The sequence below is a fragment of the Acrocarpospora macrocephala genome, from assembly GCF_009687865.1.
Classification (GTDB): domain Bacteria; phylum Actinomycetota; class Actinomycetes; order Streptosporangiales; family Streptosporangiaceae; genus Acrocarpospora; species Acrocarpospora macrocephala.
On record NZ_BLAE01000014.1, the window covers coordinates 35,213 to 56,387 of the forward strand.

A 21,175-nucleotide genomic window follows, 5' to 3' on the forward strand; every position below is an offset into this window, starting at 1 on the left:
GGTGGGAACACCCACGGCAAGCATTCGGCGCTCACCTTCCTCGTGACGCGCTGACGGCTGGGAACTCGGCGACGACTTCCCAGCCGTTCTCCCTGGTAGGACCGGCGGTCAGCTGGCCGCCCAGGGCTTGGACGCGTTCGACCATGCCGACCAGGCCGAACCCGCCCCCCAGCCGGGTCAGCCGGGGGTCGCCGGGCGAGCCCACGTTGCGGACCCGGAGCCGTACCAGATCGGGGGGCGCGCTCAGGGCGGCCTCCACCCACGCCGCGCCGGGAGCGTGGCGGCGGACGTTGGTGAGCGACTCCTGGAGCACGCGGTGCAGTGTCGTCAGAACCTCCGGCGGGAGCGCCAGATCGGTGACCCCGTGGCCGATGTCGAAGCTCGCCCGCGGCCCTTGGGCGGCGAACCGCTCCACCATGATCCGCAGGTCGGCGAGGTCGACCCCCGGACTGCGCGAGGCCTGTTCGTCGGCGCGTAACACCCCGACCAGGCGGCGCATCGAGGTCAGCGCCTCGCCCCCGGCGGTAGCGATGGCGTCCAGGGCGGGCAGCACCGTCTCCGGCCGCTGCTCGCCGACGGCTCTGGCCGCCTGCGCCTGGACCACGATGCCGGTGATGTGATGGGCCACCAGATCATGCAGCTCGCGGGCCAGATCCAGCCGCTCGGACCGGCGCACCGCCTCCACGGCCGCCTCCCGCCGATGCTGCTGCAGCCGCAGATAGGCCCCGGTCACCGCGCCGACCGCCCAGCCGACAAAGAACAGGACCTCGAACACACCCCCCGGCGTGCCGCCGCCCACCCGCAGCCCGGCCGACAGCTGCAGCGTGATCAGGGCCGCACCAGCGAGCACGACGGCGCCTCTCAGCGGCCGCACCCACCGCAACACGCTGATCGTGAGCACCATCAACGCCCCGGCTTCGGCCATGCCTGGCACCGGAAGATCGTCCATCGCCGCGGCGGCGAGGGTGAGCACCAGCGACACCACGACCAGCGTCACCATCGAGCCCACCCGGAACCGGCTGCGCGCCAGCACGGCCACCAGCCCCGCCAGACCGCCCACCGGAATCAGAAAGGCCGACGCCTGCCCGTGTGACACCGCCAACGCGGTTTCGAGCAGCAGAATCATCCCCAGCAGCCCCAGCAGGGCGAACTCGCTGAGCCGCTGGATCCAGTTGACGAAACCTTCACCCACGCTGGCCGAGCCTAGAACCCCCCACCGACAAACCGCATCGGCCGTTCGGCCGACCCCTGGACGGCCGAACCCATCGTTCGGGCGAGATGAACCCAAGCTTCGAAAGTGTTCTATCTACAGAGGAGGTGGGGGGCATGACCGTCCTCGGAATCATTTTTGTGCTCATCGTGGTGCTACTCGCGCTGGCCGATCCGCTGCTGCTGTCGCGATTCGAGCGACTGGACGAGAAGAAGAACGGGTGGCGGTAGCCTCACTGCATGACTGAAGGCTTTGAGACCCTGGCCATTCACGCGGGTCAGGAGGCGGACCCGCTGACCGGAGCCGTCGTTCCGCCCATTTACGCCGTATCTACCTACAAGCAGGACGGCGTGGGTGGGCTTCGTTCCGGATACGAGTACAGCCGGTCGGCCAACCCGACCCGTACCGCACTGGAAGAATGCCTGGCCGCCGTGGAAGGCGGGGCGCGGGGATTGGCGTTCGCGTCCGGCCTGGCCGCGGAGGACACGCTGCTGCGCGCGGTCTGCCGCCCGGGTGACCATGTGATCATCCCGAACGACGCTTATGGCGGGACATTTCGCCTATTCGCGAAGGTTCTGGAGGCCTGGGGGCTGTCCTACGACCCGGTCCCGCTGAGTGACGTGGACGCGGTCCGAGCCGCCGTCCGGCCGCAGACCAAGGTGATCTGGGTGGAGACGCCCACCAACCCGCTGCTCGGCATCGCCGACATCGCCGCGCTCGCGTCGATCGCGCACGACGCGGGGGCCATGCTCGTGGTGGACAACACCTTCGCCTCGCCGTACCTGCAGCAGCCGCTGGCGCTCGGCGCCGACGCGGTGGTGCATTCCACGACGAAGTATGTCGGGGGGCATTCGGATGTCATCGGGGGCGCGCTTGTGGCCGGGTCGGCGGAGCTGGGGGAGCGCCTGGCGTACCACCAGAACGCGATGGGCGCGGTGGCCGGGCCTTTCGACGCGTGGCTGACGCTGCGCGGGCTCAAGACGCTCGCGGTGCGGATGGACCGGCACTGCGACAACGCCGAGCGGATCGTGGATCTGCTGCTGGCGCACCGGAAGGTGACCGAGGTGCTGTACCCGGGCCTGCCCGGACATCCCGGACATGAGATCGCGGCCAAGCAGATGAAGCGTTTCGGCGGAATGATCTCGTTCCGGGTCGCCGGGGGCGAGGCCGCCGCCGTGGAGGTCTGCAACCGGGCGCGGCTGTTCACGCTCGGCGAGTCCCTGGGCGGCGTCGAATCCCTGATCGAGCACCCCGGCCGGATGACACACGCGTCCGTGGCCGGTTCGGCGCTGGAGGTGCCCGCCGACCTGGTCCGCCTGTCGGTCGGCATCGAAACCGTCGACGACCTGCTCGCGGACCTCTCCCAGGCGCTCGGCTAACTCCCGGGGCCCCCGTTGAAGACCATCAGCACCAGGATCACCAGCCAGATCAGCGAGGTCACCCCGCCCAGCGCGGCGATCCTCCCGGTCTGAACCTTCGCGTCATCCTCCGGGTTGTCGTTCTCGAGAGCCCGGAGGGCCTTGCTCATATCCCGATCGATAATGACCAGCAGCACAGCGGCCACGATGAACAAGGTCATCGAGACCGTCAGGTACACCTTCGCCAGGTCGGACCGGCCGAGCAAGGCCCCGAACAGGAAGACCCCCAGCGTCAGCGACCCGAACAGTCGCCCGGCCCGCTTCAGGAAGCGCAGGACGTTGAGGTCACGCGCCCGGATGTACCGCGGCACATAACTCGTGACGGCGGTGAGCGGACCAATCGCGAAGATCGCGAACGCGATGTGCAGCCACAGCAGCACCTTGTCGGAAAACGACATGCGCTGAGGCTATCGCCTCAGTGATCAGACCGGCAGTGCGATTCCGTACGGCTCCCGCAAGACATACGGAATCACGCCGATCTCAGACCCGCAGTTCGCGGTCCAACTCCAGACAGGTCGGGCACGCGTGCTCCGGATGAATGACGCAGGCCGTGTGATCGACGCTGAGCCCGAGAATGCGCCGCGTCCCCGACGACAGCACGCTCCGCGGGCTGAGGGTCAGCGACCGCCGCCGGTCCTCCCGCCGGATACTGTGGACGACGAGCATGAACGCGCTGAGCGCGACCAGCCCCGCGGTGAGACTGAACAGAACGATGATTGTGTACAACACGTGCGACTCCCCATGCTGATGTTGGGTCTGTGTCGCCGCTGACTCCCCGATTGCCAGGCATGACACGCTGTAAACCGACCATATGAGGGCGATCCGACCCTGAGTTGTGAGGGTTCGGACAGGTTTGGCTATGCCGGACGGATAGCGCCCCTGCCCTCGTGGTTAGCTCCGGTTGTGGCTGTAGCGGCGCGCGCAGATCGGGCATGGCGGCACCCGGTAGTCACAGGTGTGGTGCGTCCGCGCCCGGTCGGTCAGCACGATGTTGACCGCCAGCGCCACAAAGGCGAGGGCGATGCCGGCGCCGATGACCAGCGACGCGATGAGGATGAATTCCACGGCGGATCCTTTTCTTCGGTGGCCTCTATATCAGCATTCTCAGGGCCTGCGAAGGAAGGGTTGGAATATAAACTCAGCCCTGTTGGCCATCGTTAAACTCATGACCGGACTCATGCCATTGAGCTACTCATTGGAATGAGTGCGACGTATTACGACGACCGGCTCGTCTCACTCATAGGCATGAGCGGCTTGTACCAATGAGTGGTCTAGGTCTAACTTTGCCAGGGGAAGGGGTTCACGTGGCGGAAGCGCTCTATCGTCAGGTCGCGGCAGATCTCCGGGCGAAGATCAACACGGGGGAGCTGCCGCCGGGCATCCAGCTCCCGTCCGAATCGGCGCTGGAGCGGCTGTACGGCCACCTCTCCGGCTCGCGCGGGGACGCGAAGCTCTCGCGCAACACGGTGCGGCTCGCGATCGCGATCCTGCAGAACGAGGGACTCGTCGAAGCCCGCCACGGCAGGGGCACGTTCGTACGCGAGCGCGTGACGTTCACGGTCCTCGCCTCGGCGGAGGAGGGCGTGGAGGTCACCGACCGCGACGCTTTCGTGGCGGCGGTGAGCGTGCAGGGCCGGAAACCCGAGCAGCTGGGCCTCCGGATGGAGATCAGGACCGCCTCGCCCGAGGTGGCGGAACGGCTGCGCATCGAGGAAGGCGACACCGTCGTCGTGCGGAGCATGAACCGCCTGATCGACGGCCGTCCCTGGTCGATCCAGGAGTCCTTCTACCCGATGGACATCGCCGCGGGCACCCTGCTCATGTCCCCGCAGAACATCGAACACGGCACGGTCACCGAGCTGCGCCGGCACGGGCACGGCCAGGTCGGGTATCGGGACGAGATTGTCTGCCGGATGCCGACCCAGGCGGAGGCGGTGTTTCTCGGCCTCGGCGCGGGCGTGCCGGTTCTAGAATTGTTCCGCACGGCCCACTCGCCGGACCGGCCGATCCGTTTGACCATCAATGTGTATGCGGGGGACAGCACCCAGCTGGCCTACAATATCGGTGAACCCGGAAACGAGTGATCGTCCGCCGCTGGAGTATATTGTGGCGCGCGAATTAACAACCGGTCGATTAATAGAATGGAACACGCGTCATGATCTTCGTGCCCGAAGCGTACAGCGACGCTTGGTTGGAGCTTCCCCTCGCTTATGTGGCGCGGGTGGCCGAGGTGCTGGGCGCTGAACGCTGGTGGGACGATCCCTTCGATCCCCGGGACGCGACGATCCTGCTCGGGCACGGGCGCGCGCTCGTCTGGGACGAGGAGAGCGGGTGGCGGCGCGGAACCTTCCTGTCCGGGCACAAGGGCGTGCGCACCGAGCTGGCCGGGGCCGTCTACCTGGGCGGCGGCGTGCTGCCGGAACCGGAGCGGGTGGCCGACCTGCTCGCGGGCGGCGGAACGGAGCGGCCCGTCTACCGGTCCTACCGGGATATCGGCGACGGGTTCGACCAGGAACTGGTCAGGTACGCCGGCGGGCTCGTAGGAAGTCGTTGACGACGTACTCACCGAGGCGGTCGGCGCTGGGGGCGAAGACGCGCCCGCCGTTGCGGCGGGCCACCTCGTCCACGAACTCGCGCAGGCGTTCGTCGGCGGCGAGCATGAAGACGTTCATGGTGGCGCGGCGGCGGGTCATCTTGTCGACCTCGGCGAGGGTGAGCTCGAGGGTCTCCCGGGAGGGCGGCCACTCGAAGCGGGGCACGCCGTTGCGCATCAGGTGCGCGGTGGGCTCGCCGTCGGTGACCACCAGCACGACGGGTTCGAAGTCGGGGTGGCGGTCGAGGTGGCGGCCCGCGATGAGCAGGGCGTGGTGCAGGTTGGTGCCCTGGACCATGTCCCATTCGAGCCCGGCCAGCTCGTCGGGCTGCAGCACGCGGGCGTAGTTGGAGAAACCGACGATCTGCACCGAGTCCTGCGGGAACTTGGAGGCGACCAGGGCCTGCAGGGCGAGCGCGGTCTGCTTGGCGGCGGCCCAGGTGCCGCGCAGCGCCATCGAGTAGGACAGGTCGACCAGCAGGCAGACGGCGGCGGCTGAGCGGCGTTCGGTCTCGGAGACCTCGAAGTCGTCCACCGAGAGGCGCACCCGGCCGTTCGCCGCGCCGCGCCGTACCCCGTTGATGACGGTGCGGACGACGTCGATGGGCTGCTCGTCGCCGAAACGCCAGGGGCGGGTGGAGCCGGTGAGCTCGCCCGCCGCGCCCGCGTCGCGCTGGTCGTGGTCGCCGCGGCGGCTGGAGTCGAGGGAGGCGAACACGCGGCGCAGGGCGGTCTCGCCCAGGCGGCGTACGGCCTTCGGAGTGAGTTCCAGTTTGCCCCGATTGCGGCGGAGGTAACCCTGGTTCTCCAGCTCGCGCTCGATCCGGCGCAGGGCTTCCAGGTCGTCCACGCCGGAGCGGCCGAGAGCGCGCCGGACGGCGGCTTCGTCGATGTCGTCCAGGCGGGCGCCCGGGTAGTCCTGGCGGAGGGCGGCTTCGAGCTCGCTCAGGTCGGCGAGTTCCTGGAGGGCGCCCACGGCGTCGCCCATGCCCATCGGGTCGTCGCCGCTGACCCGCTCGGGGGAGCTCCAGGACAGGTCGGGACGCCGGGCGTACAGGGAGTCGCCGAGGCGGCGCATCTGGTCGGCGAGACCGGCGCGTTCGAGCGTCTGGGCCATGAGACCGGCGAGTTCCTCGCGCTGCTGCGGCGTGAGCGAGGCCAGCAGCCGCTGCGCGGCCGCGGCCCGCCGGGCAAGCTGATCGACGAGCTCCTCCAGGTTCCGCGGATTCTCCGGGAACATGTCCCCATATTTCCGCATGAAGGAGTCAAAATCCTCCTGGGTGTGCTGCCCCTGGGCGTCCCTGTCCAGCATGTCGTTCAGGTCGGACATCATCTGCCGGACCCGTTCCATCGCCTCCGGATCCGGATTGGCGAGAGCTTCCTTCATGCCGCGGAACTGGCTGTCCAGGATCTCCCGGCGCAGCAGGTCGCGCAGCTCCTCGAAGGTCTGCCGGGCCGCCGCCGACCGCCAGTCGTACTCGTCCAGCTCCCGCACGGCCCGCGCGGTGTCGGACGGCAGCGCGTCCAGGGCCGCCTCGCGGAACCGCGCGTCGTCCGAGGGATCGGGGAACAACTCCGCGCGTTCCTGGCCGATCGCCTTGTCCAGCAGGGCGCGGGCGCGTTCGAGGGTGCCGTCCAGGCGGGTGTTCTCGCGGAGCTCGCGGCGGCGTTGCCGTACCTGGCGGAGGAGCTCTTCCAGGCCGCGCCGGTCCGGCGCGTCGGGGAGGCCGCGTTTGAGCAGGTCGCGCAGGGCGTCCAGCGGGGTGGAGCCGGACAGGATGGCGTCGCCCATCTCGTCCAGCGCCGAGCGCACGTCGTAGGGCGGGGCGAGCGGATCCGGCCCGTCCTGGTATTCGCCGTAACGGTAGGCCGTCATGTGCGGTAGACCGCGCCGCCCGCGATGTCGTCCTTGGAGAGGCGGCGCATCAGGTAAAGGCCTTCGAGCGTGAATTCCAGGGCGGCGGCGGCGTGGCCGGGGGATTCGTCCCCCTCGCCCATGCCGATCCGGGACATGATCTTGGCGAGGCCGTCCACCCGGCCGATCCGGCGCAGCAGTTCGGTGGCGGGCACCAGCTCGCCGGATTCGATCTGGGCGCCTTCGGAGAACTTTTCCAGCAGCGGCGCGAGCTCCAGGCCGCCCAGCGTGTTGCGGAAGGTCTCGGCGGTGGCGCGGCGGAGCAGGTGGGCCAGCACCTCGACCTCGCGGCCCTCCTCGCTGACCTCGAACTCCACCTTGCCGCGCAGCGTGTGCACGATGCCGGGCAGGTCGCAGACCCGGGTCACCGCGTTCTCCTCGCCGGTCAGCGCGGCCCGGCGGACCGCGGACGCGGCGGCGGTCTCGGTGGCCGCGATCGAGAAGCGGGCCGACACGCCCGAGCGGGTGTCCACGGCGGTCGATTCCCGGACCAGCCGGGTGAACCTGGCGATGATCTCGACCAGGTGCTCGGGCACGTCCGCGCCGATGTCGGGGATGACCTCCTGGCGGATCAGGACCAGCTCATCCTCGATCGTCTTGGGATAGTGGGTACGGACCTCCGCGCCGAACCGGTCCTTGAGCGGGGTGATGATCCGCCCCCGGTTGGTGTAGTCCTCCGGGTTGGCGCTGGCGATCAGCAGCAGGTCCAGAGGCAGCCGCAGGTTGTAGCCGCGGACCTGGATGTCCCGCTCCTCCAGCACGTTCAGCAGCGACACCTGGATGCGTTCGGCCAGGTCAGGCAGCTCGTTGACGGAGAAAACGCCCCGGTTGGTCCGGGGCACCAGGCCGTAGTGCACGGTTTCCGGGTCGCCCAGCGTGCGCCCTTCGGCGATCTTGATGGGGTCCACGTCGCCGATCAGGTCGCCCACCGAGGTGTCGGGGGTGGCCAGCTTCTCGCCGTACCGCTCGCTGCGGTGCTTCCACGCGACGCGGATCTCGTCGTCGGCCAGGCCCCGGCAGCGGGCACAGACGGGAGCGTACGGATGGTCGTTGATCTCGCACCCGGCCACCACCGGCGTCCACTCGTCGAGCAGCCCGATGACGGTGCGGATCAGGCGGGTCTTGCCCTGACCGCGCTCGCCGAGGAGCACGAGGTCGTGACCTGCGATGAGGGCGCGTTCGAGATGCGGGAGCACGGTCTCGTCAAAGCCGACGATGCCGGGGAACCGGGGCTCACCCGCGCGCAGGCGGGCCAGCAGGTTCTCCCGGATCTCGGCTTTCACCGACCGGTGGACGTGTCCACTCTCGCGCAGTTCACGCAGAGTGCTCAGTGACGGAGCAGGTGCGGGCGATTTGTGCACGGGATTGAGCCTACGTCGCGGATGCAACACCCGCATCCGATTGCGCTGCGGATCTTGACCATTCAGTGACGAATCGGGTGAGTTCCGGAACGGTGTTGTGGGGAGAATCGGGCATGAGGGCTATGAAATAGAACTACACGAGATAACGGACTTGTCCTGATGAGAGGGGGCGCGCGATGGCAGTGTTGACAAGCCGGTTCGCTGACGGGCTAGCCGTCGGGCCCAACCTGGTGGAGAGCGCGGAGACCGCGATCCGGCAGGCTCTCGCAGGGCTGACCGGGCCGGCCGACCTGGTCTGTTTCTTCATCTGCGGCGAGGACGCCGAGGACGTGACGAAGGCCGGGCAGCGGGCGATGGAGCTGGCGGGCGAGGCGGCGGTGATCGGCTGCAGCGCCACCGGCGTGATCGGCGACGCCCAGGGCGTCGAGCTGTCCCCGTCGGTGAGCGCCTGGGCGGCTTCGCTGGGAGAGGCCCGGGTGACCACATTTGCCCTGGAATCACTCCGAGCCGATGACCGATTTGTGGTGATCGGGTTGCCGGAACGGGAGGTGGACGACCGGGTGGCGATCATGCTCGCCGATCCGTACACGTTCCCGACCGATGCCTTCGTGGAGCACTCCAGCGAGGTGCTGGGGAACCTGCCGCTCATCGGCGGCCTGGCCAACGGCCTGCAGGGCCGTGGTTCGGTCCGGCTGTTCGCCGACGGCGAGGTCTACACCGAGGGCGCCATCGGCGTCATGCTGAGCGGCGCGGTGCGGGTGAGCACGGTGGTCAGCCAGGGCTGCCGCCCGATCGGCCCGACCATGGTCGTCACCCGCGCCGAGGAGAACGTGCTGCTGGAACTCGCCGGCCAGCCCGCGCTGGCCCGGCTGGAGGACATCGTCAGCGCGCTCGACGAGGAGGACCGCGAGCTCGTCGCCTCCGGCCTGCAGATCGGCATCGCCATGGACGAATACGCGGAACGCCACGAGCGCGGCGACTTCCTCATCCGGGGCGTGCTCGGCATCGACCCCGAGCGGGAGGCGGTCGCCATCGGCGACATCGTGCCGGTCGGCCGCACCGTACGCTTCCAGGTCAGGGACGCGGAAACCGCCGACGAGGACCTCTACGAGCTGCTGGACGCGCACCTGGCCGAAGGGGGCCGGGTGGACGGCGCCCTGCTGTTCTCCTGCAACGGCCGGGGCTCGGCCATGTTCGGCACGCCCGATCATGACGCGCTCGCCCTGCGCGACACCCTCGGCCCGATCGGCGTCGCCGGATTCTTCGCGGCCGGCGAGGTGGGCCCGGTCGCCGGTCACAACCACGTGCACGGTTTCACCGCCTCCGTCCTGGTCTTCTCCACCACAATCTGAGGGAGCTCCGTGATGGTCGTGCTGGCGGTCGACATCGGCGGGACCAAACTCGCGGTCGGCCTGGTGGACACCGACGGCGAGCTGGTGCTCTCGGAGCGGGTCCCGACCCCGCCCGGCGGCGACGCCGACGACTTATGGAAGGCCCTGGCCGGGCTGGCCGAGAGCGTCGCCGAGCGGGCGGCAGGCGAGCTGATCGGCGTCGGCATCGGCGTCGGAGGGCCGATGGCCTGGCCGGAAGGCGTGGTCTCCCCGCTCAACATGCCCGGCTGGCGCGACTTCCCGCTGGTCGCCCGCCTGTCGGAACGTTTCCCCGGCATCCCGGTGCGGATCCACAACGACGCCGTGGCCTTCGCGGTGGCGGAACACTGGCGCGGCGCCGGTCACGGCAGCGACAACATGCTCGGCATGGTCGTCTCCACCGGCGTCGGCGGCGGCCTAATCCTGGGCGGCCACCTGATCGACGGCGGCACCGGCAACGCCGGGCACATCGGCCACATCATCGTCGAACCGGACGGGCCCGCCTGCGGCTGCGGCGGCCGGGGCTGCCTGGAGGCGGTCGCGCGCGGTCCCGCGCTGGCGAGCTGGGCCCTGGCGCAGGGCTGGCAGCCCGGAGGACGCCCCTCGCTGGAACCGCTCTACCTGGAGGCCGCCGCCGCCTCGGCCCGCCAGCTGGCCTTCGACGCCGCAGCCGGGGACCCGATCGCGCTGGCCGCGATGCGCAGGGCCGGGCGGGCGATCGGGCTCGCGCTGGCCTCGGCCACCCACCTCTGCGACCTCGACCTGGTCACCATCGGCGGCGGCCTCTCCCAGGCAGGCAAACTGATCTTCGACCCGCTGGAGGAGAGCCTGCGCGCCCACGCCCGGATGGACTTCGCCCAGCGCGTCCGGGTCCTGCCCGCCGCGCTCGGCCAGGACGCCGGCCTCATCGGCGCCGCCGCGCTCATCCTGCGGAGCGACCGCTATTGGGCAGGCTGAATCTCACCCTGCGAAGATGACGCCATGGACGTTCCTCAGGTGACGTACGACGATGTCGTCGCCGCACGCAAGCTGCTGACCGACGTGGTCGTGCAAACGCCGGTCATCCACTCCCGGGTGCTGTCCGAGATCGTCGGCGGCCCGGTGCACCTCAAATGCGAGAACCTCCAGCGGGCCGGCTCGTTCAAGGTCCGTGGCGCGTACGTCAGGATCGCCCGCCTGAGCGACGAGGAACGGGCGCGCGGCGTGGTCGCGGCGAGCGCGGGCAATCACGCCCAGGGTGTGGCGTTCGGCTCGGGCCTGCTGGGCGCCAAGTCCACGGTCTACATGCCGGAGGGCGCGCCGCTGCCCAAGGTCGAGGCCACCCGCGGCTACGGCGCTGAAGTGATCTTCGCGGGCCACACGGTCGACATGGCCCTGCAGGAGGCCAAGAAGCACGCGGCCGAGACCGGCGCGATCTTCATCCATCCCTTCGACCACCCGGACGTGATCGCCGGTCAGGGCACGGTCGGCCTGGAGATCCTGGAGCAGCTGCCGGAGACCGGCACGATCGTGCTGGCCATCGGCGGCGGCGGGCTTGCGGCCGGGGTCGCGCTGGCGGTCAAGCAGCTCCGGCCGGGGGTGCGGATCGTCGGCGTGCAGGCCGAACGCGCGGCCGCCTACCCGGAGTCGCTGGCCGCCGGGCATCCGGTCATGGTCGAACCGGCCACCACGATGGCGGACGGCATCGCGGTCGGCCGCCCCGGCGAGCTGCCGTTCGAGCTGATCCACTACCTGGTGGACCAGGTGGTCACCGTGTCGGAGGAATCGCTGTCGCGGGCGCTGCTGCTCTGCCTGGAGCGGGCGAAGCTGGTGGTGGAGCCCGCCGGGGTCGCCGGGGTGGCCGCGCTGCTCGACCAGCCGCACGCGTTCGACGCGCCGGTGGTGGCGGTGCTGTCGGGCGGCAACATCGACCCGCTGCTGCTGGCCAAGCTGCTGCGGCATGGTCTGGCGGCGGCCGGGCGGTATCTGGCGTTCCGGATCCGGCTGCAGGATCGGCCGGGGGCACTGGCGGCCCTGCTCGGGCGGCTGGCCGAGTTGCGGGCCAACGTGCTGGAGATCGTGCACGAGCGGGTAGGGGCGCGGCTGCACCTGGATGAGGCCGAGGTGCTGCTGCAGCTGGAGACCCGGGGGCCGGCGCACTGCGACGAGGTGCTGGGAGCGCTCCGCCGGGAGGGTTACAAGCTCATCTTCTCCTAAAGCTTCCAGGGGTCGTACGGGCCGAGGGGAGAAAACGGGCATCAACCACGTCAATGGGGGTGAAACGTGGTTGAAACCATGATTAGCGCTGAAGGCCTTGCAAAGCACTATGGCAAGGTCAAAGCGCTTAATGGGGTGGACCTTGAGGTTCCCCGCGGCAGCGTGCTGGCCCTGCTCGGTCCCAACGGGGCAGGGAAGACCACCGCCGTACGGATCCTGGCGACCCTGCTCCGCCCCGACGCCGGGCGCGCCACCATCGCGGGCATCGACGTGCTGGCCCGGCCGGACGAGATCCGCAAGGTGATCGGGCTGACCGGGCAGTACGCGGCCGTGGACGAATATCTGACCGGGCGCGAGAACCTCGTCATGTTCGCGCGGCTCTACCACATGGATCAGCAGACGGCCCGGGACAGGGCCGCCGAGCTGCTCGAACAGTTCGGATTGGCGGACGCGGCCGACCGGCAGACCAGGACGTATTCCGGGGGGATGCGGCGGCGGCTGGATCTGGCGGCGTCGCTCGTGGCCAAACCCAAGGTCATCTTTCTGGACGAGCCGACCACGGGGCTGGATCCGCGCAGCAGGAACGGCATGTGGGACGTGATCAGGGAGCTGGTCCACGATGGCGCGACGTTGCTGCTGACCACGCAGTATCTGGAGGAGGCGGACGCGCTCGCCGACAACATCATGATCATCGATCACGGTCTGGTGATCGCGCGGGGGACGGCGGACCAGCTCAAGGACCGCCTCGGCGGGGAGCGTATCCAGGTCGCGGTGAAGGATCGGTCCCGGCTACCCGAACTGAAGGCGATCGCGTCCAACGTCGGCTGTGGCCTGCCCGAAGTGGATCTCGAGAGCCACAGCGTCACCGTCGAGGTGCGCGACGGGGCGGCGTCGCTGGTGGAGTTCGTGCGCCGGCTGGACGCCAAGGGCATCGAGCCAAGCGACGTGGAACTGCGCCGCCCCACCCTGGACGAGGTCTTCCTGGCCCTGACCGGCCACCGCACCGAGAGCGTGATCCGCGATGGCTAAATGGTCCGAGATGGCGCAGCCGTTCGGGGCGGCTCGCTGGACTGTCGCCGACAGTTTGGTGATCACGCGGCGGTATCTGACGCACATCCCGCGCATCCCGGAACTGGTGTTCTTCACGATCGTGCAGCCGATCATCTTCATCCTGCTGTTCTCGATCGTGTTCGGCAACGCGATCCGGGTGCCCGGCGGCGACTACATCAACTTCCTGCTGCCCGGCATCTACGTGCAGACCATGGCCTTCGCCACCACGAGCACCTGCGTCGGGCTCGCCGAGGACCTGCACAAGGGCCTGGTGGATCGGTTCCGGGCGCTGCCGATGGCCAGGTCCGCGGTGCTGGTCGGGCGGCTGCTGTCGGACACGGTGAAGAACGCGCTGATCCTGGCCATCATGATCGTGGTCGGCTACATCGTCGGGTTCCGGATCACCAACGGGTTCTTCCCCGCGCTGGCCGGGATCCTGCTGCTGCTCCTGTTCGCCTTCACCTTCGCCACCATCGGCGCCTGGATCGGCCTCTCGATGAAATCCGTGGAGGCCGCGAACATGGCCGGCATGGTGTGGATCTTCCCGCTCACCTTCGTCAGCAGCGCGTTCGTGCCGGTCGACTCGATGCCGTCGTGGATCCGGCCGTTCGCCCACAACCAGCCGGTCACCGTGACCGTGGACGCGCTGCGCGCCCTGTTCCACGGCGGCCCGACCCTGTCACCCCTGATCCAGTCGCTGGTCTGGTGCGTGCTCGTCACGGCGATCTGCCTGACCGGCGCGATCACCACCTACACGAGGGTGTCATCCCACTGAGGCGGGCTTGGCCGGCTTGAACAGCCAGGCGTCGAAGAGGTCGTCCAGCTGCTCGCCCGAGATCTTCTCGGCCATGTCGATGAACTGCTCGGTGGTGACGTTGCCGTAGCGGTGGTCGGCCGTCCACTTCTTGAGCAGCGGGAAGAACTTCGTGTCGCCGATCTCGGTGCGCAGCGCGTGCAGCGCCATGCCGCCCCGGACGTAGACCGAGGCGTTGAACAGGTCGTTGGGGCGGGTCACGCCGGGCGGATATTTCCAGATCTCGTCGGTGGCGCTGGCGTAAGCGTCCTCGAACGACTGCTGGGCGGTCCCGTTGCCGCGGTGCTCGCTCCACAGCCACTCGGCGTAGGTGGCGAAGCCCTCGTTGAGCCAGAGGTCCTTCCAGCGGTTGATGCTCAGGCTGTTGCCGAACCACTGGTGGGCCAGCTCATGCGCGATGATGCCCTCGTCCGGCTCGAAACCGCCGTAGATCGGCTTGGTCTGGTTCTCCAGCGCGTAACCGGCCGCGAAGTCGTCCACCACGCCGCCGGTGGACTTGAACGGGTAGGGCCCGAACACGGTCGTCCAGTAGTCGGTGATCCTGGCGGACTGGTCATACAGGCTGTTCAGGCTCTTGCTGAAGCGGGGGTCGGTGGCGGCGTAGACCGGGATGCCGCCCGGCGAGTCGCCGGTGCGGACCTGGAACTTGCCGGTGGTCATGGTGGCCAGGTAGGTCACCATGGGGTTGGACTCGCGCCACACGAACGTGGTCTTGCCGTCCTTGGTCTGGGGCGTTCCGGCCAGCTCGCCGTTGGCGATCGCGGTCACGCCCTCGGGAACGGTCAGGGTGAAGTCGAAGGTGGCCTTGTCGGAGGGATGGTCGTTACTGGGGAACCAGGTCTTCGCGCCGTTGGGCTCGCACGTCACGAACGCGCCGTCCGCGGTGGGGATGAAGCCGTAGGAGCCCAGGTTCGAGGAGTTCTGCACCGGGTCGGGCGTGCCCGCGTAGGCGACCGCGACCTTGAACGCGGCGCCGTCCCGGAGATCGGAGAAGATCGTCAGCTCATCCCCGTGCCGCTCGAACTGGGCGGGTCGCCCGTTGACGGTCACCGCGCTCACGGTGAACCCGTGCAGATCCAGGTTGAACTGCGACAGCTCCTGCGTGGCCTTCGCATCGATGGTCGCCGAGCCGCCCAGGTGTTTGCTCCGCGGTTCGTAGGCCAGCGCCAGCGCGTAGTGGGTGACGTCATACCCGCCGTTCCCGTCCCCGGGAAAGTAGGGATCCCCGATCCCGGTCGTCCCCGCGGTCGCGGCCGACACCGACCGCGCCGCGGCCGGTGGGTTGGACGCGATCGGCGCCTCCCTGCCCGCGGCGTTGTCGGCGCCCGTGGCGCTGTTCGACGCCGAGCAGGCGACCGTAAGGCCAGCCGCGAGCAAGCTGACCACCTTGCGTCCACGCATGTGTGACGTGCCCCCTCCGCACCCGATCCCTGACGAGCAACCCTACGCGAGGAGAACGACAGGTTCAGGCGGCGGCGACGGAGGTTTGCAGGGCCTTGTCGGGCCATGCGGCTTTCGCGGGGCGAAAAGATCTACAGGTTTCCGCGAAGCTCCTGCTCACGCTCGATCGCCTCGAAGAGAGCCTTGAAGTTGCCCTTACCGAAGCCGAGCGAGCCGTGGCGCTCGATGAGCTCGAAGAACACGGTCGGGCGGTCCTGCACCGGCTTGGTGAAGATCTGCAGCAGGTAGCCGTCCTCGTCCCGGTCCACCAGGATGCGGCGCTTCTTGAGTTCGGCCACGGGGGCCCGTACCTGGCCGATCCTGGCGCGGAGCTCCGGGTCGTCGTAGTAGGAGTCGGGGGTCTCCAGGAACTCCACGCCCGCCGCCCGCATGCGGTCGACCGTGTTGAGGATGTCGTTGGTGGCCAGCGCGATGTGCTGCACGCCGGGCCCGCCGTAGAACTCCAGGTATTCGTCGATCTGCGACTTGCGCTTCCCGGCGGCGGGCTCGTTGAGCGGGAACTTCACCTTCCGGGTGCCGTTCGCGACGACCTTGGACATCAGCGCCGAATACTCGGTCGCGATGTCGTCGCCGATGAACTCGGCCATCCGCGTGAAGTCCATGACACGCTCGTAGAACTCCACCCATTCGTCCATGTGCTCGACATTGCCGACACAGTGGTCGATGGCCTGGAACATCCGCTGACCAGGCTCCACGATCGGGTCCGCGGCGACATATCCCGGTAGGTACGGCCCGGTGTAGTTGGCGCGGTCGACGAGGGTGTGCCGGGTCTCGCCGTACGTCGCGATGGCGGCCATGACCACTTTGCCGTGCTCGTCCTCCCGCACGTACGGCTCCACGAGGCCGCGCGCTCCCTGCGCCAGCGCGTGCCGGTAGGCGGCGTCCACGTCCGGCACGTCCAGGGCCAGGTCGATGACGCCGTCGCCGTGCTCGGTGACATGCCTGGCCAGGTCGGAGCCGGGCCGCACCGCGCCACGCAGTTCGAACCGCGCCGCGCCCGAGGCCAGCACGTAGGCGACCTCCTCCCGGCTGCCGGTCTCCGGCCCGCGATAGGCGACCAGCCGCATGCCGAAGGCGGTCGAGTAGAAGTGGGCGGCCTGCTTGGCGTTGCCGACGGCGAACACGACGGCGTCCATCCCATGGACCGGAAACACGTCATCAGTCATGGCGACACTCTCGGACGCGATGGCCAACCTGCGCAACACTCACCGAAAATAGTGGACAATATGCTCAGGAAAAGCGGCGATCATCGGAGCATTATTGTGACCGTTGACCAGTTGGATGTCCGGCTTGTCGCGTTACTGGAGGAAGAGCCGCGCATCGGCGTGCTGGAATGTTCGCGGCGGCTCAACGTGGCGCGCGGGACCGTGCAGGCCCGGCTCGACCGCCTCGCCGCCCGCGGCGTGATCATCGGGTACGGCCCGCAGATCGATCCGGCCGCGCTCGGTTTCGATGTGACGGCGTTCGTGACGTTGCAGATCCGGCAGGTCAGCGGGCATGATCCAGTGGCGGACCGGCTGGCTCTGATCCCCGAGGTGCTGGAGGTGCACACGATCACCGGCGGGCATGACATGCTCTGCCGGGTCGTCGCGCGCAGCAACGCCGACCTGCAGCGGGTGATCGACCAGATCGTGGACGTGCACGGGGTGGTCAGGACCGAGTCCGTGATCGCGTTGGACACCCCGGTGCCGTACCGAACCCTGCCTTTGGTCAAGGCCGCGCAACGGTAGTGGACGATAGCCGCAAGGTAGCTGCAATGTCCCAAGCATCGTTATCTATCGTCTACCGTGAACGCCTGCGAGAGGTCTGGGGGATCGCGTGCGAAGCGGTGAGGAAGATGGGGCACCTGGTCAGGAGGCCGCCGAACCGGCGGTTGCCCAGGAGGCCGGCGAGCCGACGGCTGTGCTGGAGGCCGTTGAATCGACGGCCGAACCGACGGCGAAACCGCGCCGGAGGCTGCTGCGTCGTGTCCTCATCGCCGGCGGGATCGGGATCGCCGGTCTGATCGCCATGTTCGGGGTCGTCTGGGCGATGACCCCGATCCCGGACACCACCCAGGCCCTGGCCACCGCGCAAGGTTCGCTGTTCTACTACCGGGACGGCAAGACCGTCCTCGCCACCCAGGGCGTCAACCGCAAGAACGTGCCGCTCAGCAAGGTCCCCGCCGTGGTCAAGGACGCCGTGATCGCCGCCGAGAACCGGACGTTCTACCAGGACACGGGCGTGTCACTCACGGGTACGGCTCGCGCCATGTGGTCCACGTTCACCGGGCAGCAGATCCAGGGCGGATCGACCATCACCCAGCAGATGGTGCGCAACTACTACAGCGGGCTGAGCCAGGAACGTTCCGTGATCCGCAAGCTCAAGGAGATCATGATCTCGTTGAAGGTGGATCGCTCCAAGTCCAAGGACTGGGTGCTGGAGCAGTACCTCAACACGATCTACTTCGGCCGGGGCGCGCACGGGGTGCAGGCCGCCTCGCTGGCCTACTTCAACAAGGACGTGAGCAAGCTGGGCGCGGCCGAAGGGGCGTACCTGGCGGCGGTGATCCAGCAGCCGACCCGGTTCGCCGACCCGAAGGGCGCGGACCTGGCGGCGGTCAAGGCGCGCTGGCAGGCGGTGGTCTCCGGGATGACCGAGACGAAGGCGCTCACCTCGGCGCAGGCCGCCGGGCTGGTGTTCCCGACGCTGGTCAAGCAGAAGTCGCCGCTGTCGCTGGGCGGGCAGAAGGGCTACATGCTCGCGCAGGTACGGGCCGAGTTGAACCGGCTCGGGTACAGCGACGAGGACATCAACCAGGGCGGCCTGAAGGTCACCACGACGTTCGACCGCAAGTTGATGGGGCTGGCCGAGGAGGCGGTCAAAGCCGTGCTGCCGGCGGACACGCCGAAGAAGGTACGCACCGGGCTAGCCGCGGTCGATCCGGCCACCGGGGAGGTGGTGGCCTTCTACGGCGGGCGGGACTACAACGCGACCGAGTGGAACAACGCTTTCGACGCGAAGGTGCAGGCCGGGTCGACGTTCAAGGCGTATGCGCTGGCGGCGGCGCTGGAGAACGGGTTCGACCTGTGGACCCGGGTGGACGGGAACTCGCCGATGCATATCGCGTCCGCGACGATCCCGAACTCGGGGGATGCGTCGTACGGGTCGGTGGATCTCGTGCAGGCCACCCGGAGTTCGGTCAACACGGCGTTCGTCGATCTCGGGCAGAAGGTCGGGCTCGCCAAGGTCGCGCGGGCGGCGGAGGCGGCCGGGATTCCGGCCGATCAGTTGACGCAGCATCAGGCCGCGCCCACGTTCCCGCTGGGGGTCGCGTCGGTGAGCGCGGTGCAGCAGGCGTCCGCGTATGGAACGTTCGCGGCGGACGGGATCCATCATGACGCGCACGTGATCCGGTCGATCACCGATGTGCGGGGGCACACCCGGCAGATCACCGCGCCCGGGAAGCGGGCCTTCAGCGCGGAGACCACGGCTGACACGACGTTCGCGCTCGAGCAGGTCGTCCAGGGCGGCACCGGCACGGCCGCACGCCTCTACGACCGCCCCGCCGCCGGCAAGACCGGCACCACCGACGAGTCGGCCGCCGTCTGGTTCACCGGCTATGTTCCGCAGCTGTCCGTGGCGGTGGACATGTTCAGAGACGACAACAAAGCGGTGACCGTCCCTGGTTATGGCGCTTTGTACGGAGGCACGCTACCCGCCCAGATCTGGAAGTACTTCATGTCGGCCGCGATGGACGGCAAACCAGTCGAGGAATTCCCGCCACCGACCGACTACCAGACCATGTGGGACAGCCCGAACAGCCCTTCCGACCAGAACAACCAGAACGGCGACGGCGATAACTCAACCCCCTGGGACAGCCCATCACCGTTCCCAACCGCAACGGACACGCCCGAAATGCCCGACTCACCCCCACCAACCGAGGGCGACGGCCAGGGCAACCAGGACAACCCAGGCAACGTCAGCGACACCGCGAACCCCGACCCCCCAACCCCAGCCGAACCAGTAGCCCCCGACCCCACAACAACCGAAGTGAACTTCTAAGAACACCGCCCGGGGATTGCATCAACCGATCGGTGGATTCCGGGCTCAGCCGGATCAGCGGCGGATCATGGCCGGGCAGGCGATTCGGGCGAGGGAGCGTCCGGCCAAGCTGAGTGCATGGCGGTTATCGAGGTGAACGACCTCGTCAAGAGGTACGGCAGGCTCCCGGTGGTGAACGAGGTGTCCTTCTCCGTGGAGCAGGGCGAGATCTTCGGCATCCTCGGGCCCAATGGGGCGGGCAAGACGACCACCGTGGAGTGCGCCGAGGGATTGCGGCGGCCCGACTCGGGATCGATCAGGGTGCTCGGGCTCGACCCGGTCAGGGATGGGCGGGAGCTGAGTCACCAGGTCGGCGTGCAACTGCAGGAGTCGCTCCTGCCGGAGAACATCAAGGTGTGGGAGGCGCTCGACCTGTACGCCTCCTTCTACCGCGCCCCCAAGGACTGGCGCGAACTGCTGGCGGAGTGGGGGCTGGCCGACAAGCGCCAGGCCAGGTTCGGCACCCTGTCCGGCGGGCAGAAGCAGCGCCTGTTCATCGCCCTGGCGCTGGTGGGCGACCCGAAGGTGGCCTTCCTTGACGAGCTGACCACGGGGCTGGATCCGGCCGCCCGCCGGGTCACCTGGGAGCTGATCAAGCGGATTCGGGCGGCGGGCGTGACGGTCGTCCTGGTCAGCCACTCCATGGACGAGGTGGAGGAACTGTGCGATCGGGTCGCGGTGTTCGACCGGGGGCGGATCGTCGCGCTGGACACCCCCGCGAACCTGATCTCGGCCGTGGACGCCGACCAGCATCTGCGCTTCCGGCCGCTGACGCCCTTCGACGACGCGGTGCTGACAGGGCTGCCGGGGGTGGTGTCGGTGACTCGCTCCGGCGACCGGGTGATCGTCGCGGGCCGAGGCGACTTCGCCGGCGCGGTGACCTCCGCGCTGGCTCGTGACCATGTCCCGGTGGCCGAGCTGCGGGTCGAGCAGCACACGCTCGACGACGCCTTCATCGCCCTGACCGGTCGTGCCTTCGACACCCAGGAGAGGTGATGGCCGGCTTTTCCAAACTCGCCAAGGTCGAGTCCAAGCTGCTGCTGCGCGACCCCGGCGCGATCTTCAGCATGGCCATCCCGCTCTTCATCCTGGTGATCTTCAGCGGCGGGGCCGGTCCGGGGGACACCGCGCTGCCCTCGATGTCGATGACGATCGCGGTGGGGTTGGTGGGGCTCTACATGGTGCCCACCACCCTGGCCACGTATCGGGAGCGGGGCATCCTGCGCAGGCTGTCCACCACGCCGGTCAGCCCGGGCGCCCTGCTGGGCGTGCAGCTGATGCTCCAGCTCGTGTTCGCGGTGCTCGCCTCGGCGGTGCTCGTCGCGGTCTCGGTGGTGATCTTCCAGGCGGCCCCGCCCGCCCGCGTCGTGGCGATGGCGACCGCCTTCCTGCTCGGCACCTCGGCGATCTTCGCGGTCGGTCTGCTCATCGCCGCGACCGCGGCGAACGGGCGCGCCGCCAACGGTATCGGCGTGCTGCTCTACTTCCCGCTGGCCTTCCTCGGCGGCCTGATGCAGCCCAAGGAGGCCATGCCCGAACTGCTGGCCGCGATCGGCGAGTTCACCCCGCTCGGCCTGTTCAGGCAGGCCGTCCACGACGCCTGGAGCGGGGCGGCGACACAGCCTCTGCTTCTTGCGATAATGGCGGTATATGCGCTGGTCATCGGCTTGGTCTCGGCCCGTTGCTTCCGCTGGGCGTGAGTCG

20 protein-coding genes are annotated in these 21,175 nt (G+C 68.8%); 12 read left to right on the forward strand and 8 right to left on the reverse strand.

The window, feature by feature from the left end; translation table 11 throughout:
* Positions 1 to 31: 31 nt before the first annotated feature.
* Entirely contained in the window at positions 32 to 1,192 is a 1,161-nt protein-coding gene (locus Amac_RS13690) for a sensor histidine kinase (RefSeq protein ID WP_246268306.1), read from the reverse strand.
* Positions 1,193 to 1,449: 257 nt separating this feature from the next.
* On the opposite strand from Amac_RS13690, the gene Amac_RS13695 reads away from it, so the two are divergent.
* A complete protein-coding gene (locus Amac_RS13695) occupies positions 1,450 to 2,589 on the forward strand; it encodes a cystathionine gamma-synthase (protein WP_155354749.1) in 1,140 nt (379 codons plus the stop codon).
* On the opposite strand, the gene Amac_RS13700 is transcribed toward Amac_RS13695, so the two are convergent.
* The 3 genes from Amac_RS13700 to Amac_RS13710 all read right to left on the reverse strand — a co-directional run bounded on the left by Amac_RS13700 (position 2,586) and on the right by Amac_RS13710 (position 3,693).
* Positions 2,586 to 3,026: a hypothetical protein gene (locus Amac_RS13700; RefSeq protein ID WP_155354750.1), complete on the reverse strand. Its 441-nt coding sequence runs from the start codon at positions 3,024 to 3,026 to the stop codon at positions 2,586 to 2,588. The two genes, Amac_RS13695 and Amac_RS13700, sit on opposite strands and share 4 nt — an antisense overlap.
* An 82-nt stretch (positions 3,027 to 3,108) precedes the next feature.
* Complete coding sequence (locus Amac_RS13705) at positions 3,109 to 3,357, reverse strand: hypothetical protein (RefSeq protein WP_155354751.1); 249 nt, start codon at positions 3,355 to 3,357, stop codon at positions 3,109 to 3,111.
* Positions 3,358 to 3,519: 162 nt separating this feature from the next.
* Positions 3,520 to 3,693, reverse strand: coding sequence for a hypothetical protein (locus tag Amac_RS13710; protein WP_155354752.1), 174 nt, complete (start codon positions 3,691 to 3,693; stop codon positions 3,520 to 3,522).
* Positions 3,694 to 3,932: 239 nt separating this feature from the next.
* Between Amac_RS13710 and Amac_RS13715 the strand changes: the two genes are divergently transcribed.
* Together Amac_RS13715 and Amac_RS13720 are read left to right on the forward strand one after the other, a co-directional pair.
* Positions 3,933 to 4,712: a GntR family transcriptional regulator gene (locus Amac_RS13715; RefSeq protein WP_170322473.1), complete on the forward strand. Its 780-nt coding sequence runs from the start codon at positions 3,933 to 3,935 to the stop codon at positions 4,710 to 4,712.
* 71 nt (positions 4,713 to 4,783) lie between these two features.
* Positions 4,784 to 5,182, forward strand: a complete 399-nt coding sequence (locus tag Amac_RS13720; protein ID WP_155354754.1) for a DUF6292 family protein — start codon at positions 4,784 to 4,786, stop codon at positions 5,180 to 5,182.
* Here Amac_RS13720 and Amac_RS13725 read toward each other — a convergent pair.
* Complete coding sequence (locus Amac_RS13725) at positions 5,148 to 7,097, reverse strand: vWA domain-containing protein (RefSeq protein WP_155354755.1); 1,950 nt, start codon at positions 7,095 to 7,097, stop codon at positions 5,148 to 5,150. The genes Amac_RS13720 and Amac_RS13725 overlap by 35 nt on opposite strands.
* The gene (locus Amac_RS13730; RefSeq protein WP_155354756.1) at positions 7,094 to 8,533 is read right to left on the reverse strand and encodes a sigma 54-interacting transcriptional regulator; all 1,440 of its coding nucleotides are present in this window, start codon (positions 8,531 to 8,533) and stop codon (positions 7,094 to 7,096) included. The genes Amac_RS13725 and Amac_RS13730 overlap by 4 nt, the downstream gene beginning before the upstream one ends.
* A gap of 140 nt (positions 8,534 to 8,673) precedes the next feature.
* Between Amac_RS13730 and Amac_RS13735 the strand changes: the two genes are divergently transcribed.
* The 5 genes from Amac_RS13735 to Amac_RS13755 all read left to right on the forward strand — a co-directional run bounded on the left by Amac_RS13735 (position 8,674) and on the right by Amac_RS13755 (position 13,888).
* Positions 8,674 to 9,849, forward strand: a complete 1,176-nt coding sequence (locus tag Amac_RS13735) for an FIST signal transduction protein (protein WP_155354757.1) — start codon at positions 8,674 to 8,676, stop codon at positions 9,847 to 9,849.
* Between the two features lie 12 nt (positions 9,850 to 9,861).
* Positions 9,862 to 10,824 (forward strand): ROK family protein, encoded by a 963-nt coding sequence (locus Amac_RS13740; RefSeq protein ID WP_155354874.1) that lies wholly within the window; start codon positions 9,862 to 9,864, stop codon positions 10,822 to 10,824.
* Between the two features lie 24 nt (positions 10,825 to 10,848).
* Complete coding sequence (gene ilvA / locus Amac_RS13745) at positions 10,849 to 12,063, forward strand: threonine ammonia-lyase (RefSeq protein WP_155354758.1); 1,215 nt, start codon at positions 10,849 to 10,851, stop codon at positions 12,061 to 12,063.
* A 78-nt stretch (positions 12,064 to 12,141) separates the two neighbouring features.
* A complete protein-coding gene (locus Amac_RS13750) occupies positions 12,142 to 13,092 on the forward strand; it encodes an ATP-binding cassette domain-containing protein (RefSeq protein WP_155354759.1) in 951 nt (316 codons plus the stop codon).
* Positions 13,085 to 13,888, forward strand: coding sequence for an ABC transporter permease (locus Amac_RS13755; RefSeq protein ID WP_155354760.1), 804 nt, complete (start codon positions 13,085 to 13,087; stop codon positions 13,886 to 13,888). The genes Amac_RS13750 and Amac_RS13755 overlap by 8 nt, the downstream gene beginning before the upstream one ends.
* On the opposite strand, the gene Amac_RS13760 is transcribed toward Amac_RS13755, so the two are convergent.
* Complete coding sequence (locus Amac_RS13760; protein ID WP_155354761.1) at positions 13,877 to 15,328, reverse strand: M1 family metallopeptidase; 1,452 nt, start codon at positions 15,326 to 15,328, stop codon at positions 13,877 to 13,879. The two genes, Amac_RS13755 and Amac_RS13760, sit on opposite strands and share 12 nt — an antisense overlap.
* A 131-nt stretch (positions 15,329 to 15,459) precedes the next feature.
* Entirely contained in the window at positions 15,460 to 16,554 is a 1,095-nt protein-coding gene (gene hppD, locus Amac_RS13765) for a 4-hydroxyphenylpyruvate dioxygenase (protein WP_155354762.1), read from the reverse strand.
* A gap of 96 nt (positions 16,555 to 16,650) precedes the next feature.
* Between hppD and Amac_RS13770 the strand changes: the two genes are divergently transcribed.
* The 4 genes from Amac_RS13770 (at position 16,651) to Amac_RS13785 (ending at position 21,171) form a co-directional block, all read left to right on the forward strand.
* The gene (locus Amac_RS13770) at positions 16,651 to 17,118 is read left to right on the forward strand and encodes an Lrp/AsnC family transcriptional regulator (protein WP_246268310.1); all 468 of its coding nucleotides are present in this window, start codon (positions 16,651 to 16,653) and stop codon (positions 17,116 to 17,118) included.
* An 88-nt stretch (positions 17,119 to 17,206) separates the two neighbouring features.
* A complete protein-coding gene (locus Amac_RS13775) occupies positions 17,207 to 19,432 on the forward strand; it encodes a transglycosylase domain-containing protein (RefSeq protein WP_246268312.1) in 2,226 nt (741 codons plus the stop codon).
* A 117-nt stretch (positions 19,433 to 19,549) separates the two neighbouring features.
* The gene (locus Amac_RS13780; protein WP_155354764.1) at positions 19,550 to 20,467 is read left to right on the forward strand and encodes an ABC transporter ATP-binding protein; all 918 of its coding nucleotides are present in this window, start codon (positions 19,550 to 19,552) and stop codon (positions 20,465 to 20,467) included.
* Positions 20,467 to 21,171 (forward strand): ABC transporter permease, encoded by a 705-nt coding sequence (locus Amac_RS13785; protein WP_155354765.1) that lies wholly within the window; start codon positions 20,467 to 20,469, stop codon positions 21,169 to 21,171. Before Amac_RS13780 ends, Amac_RS13785 begins: the two co-directional genes overlap by 1 nt.
* Positions 21,172 to 21,175: the final 4 nt, after the last annotated feature.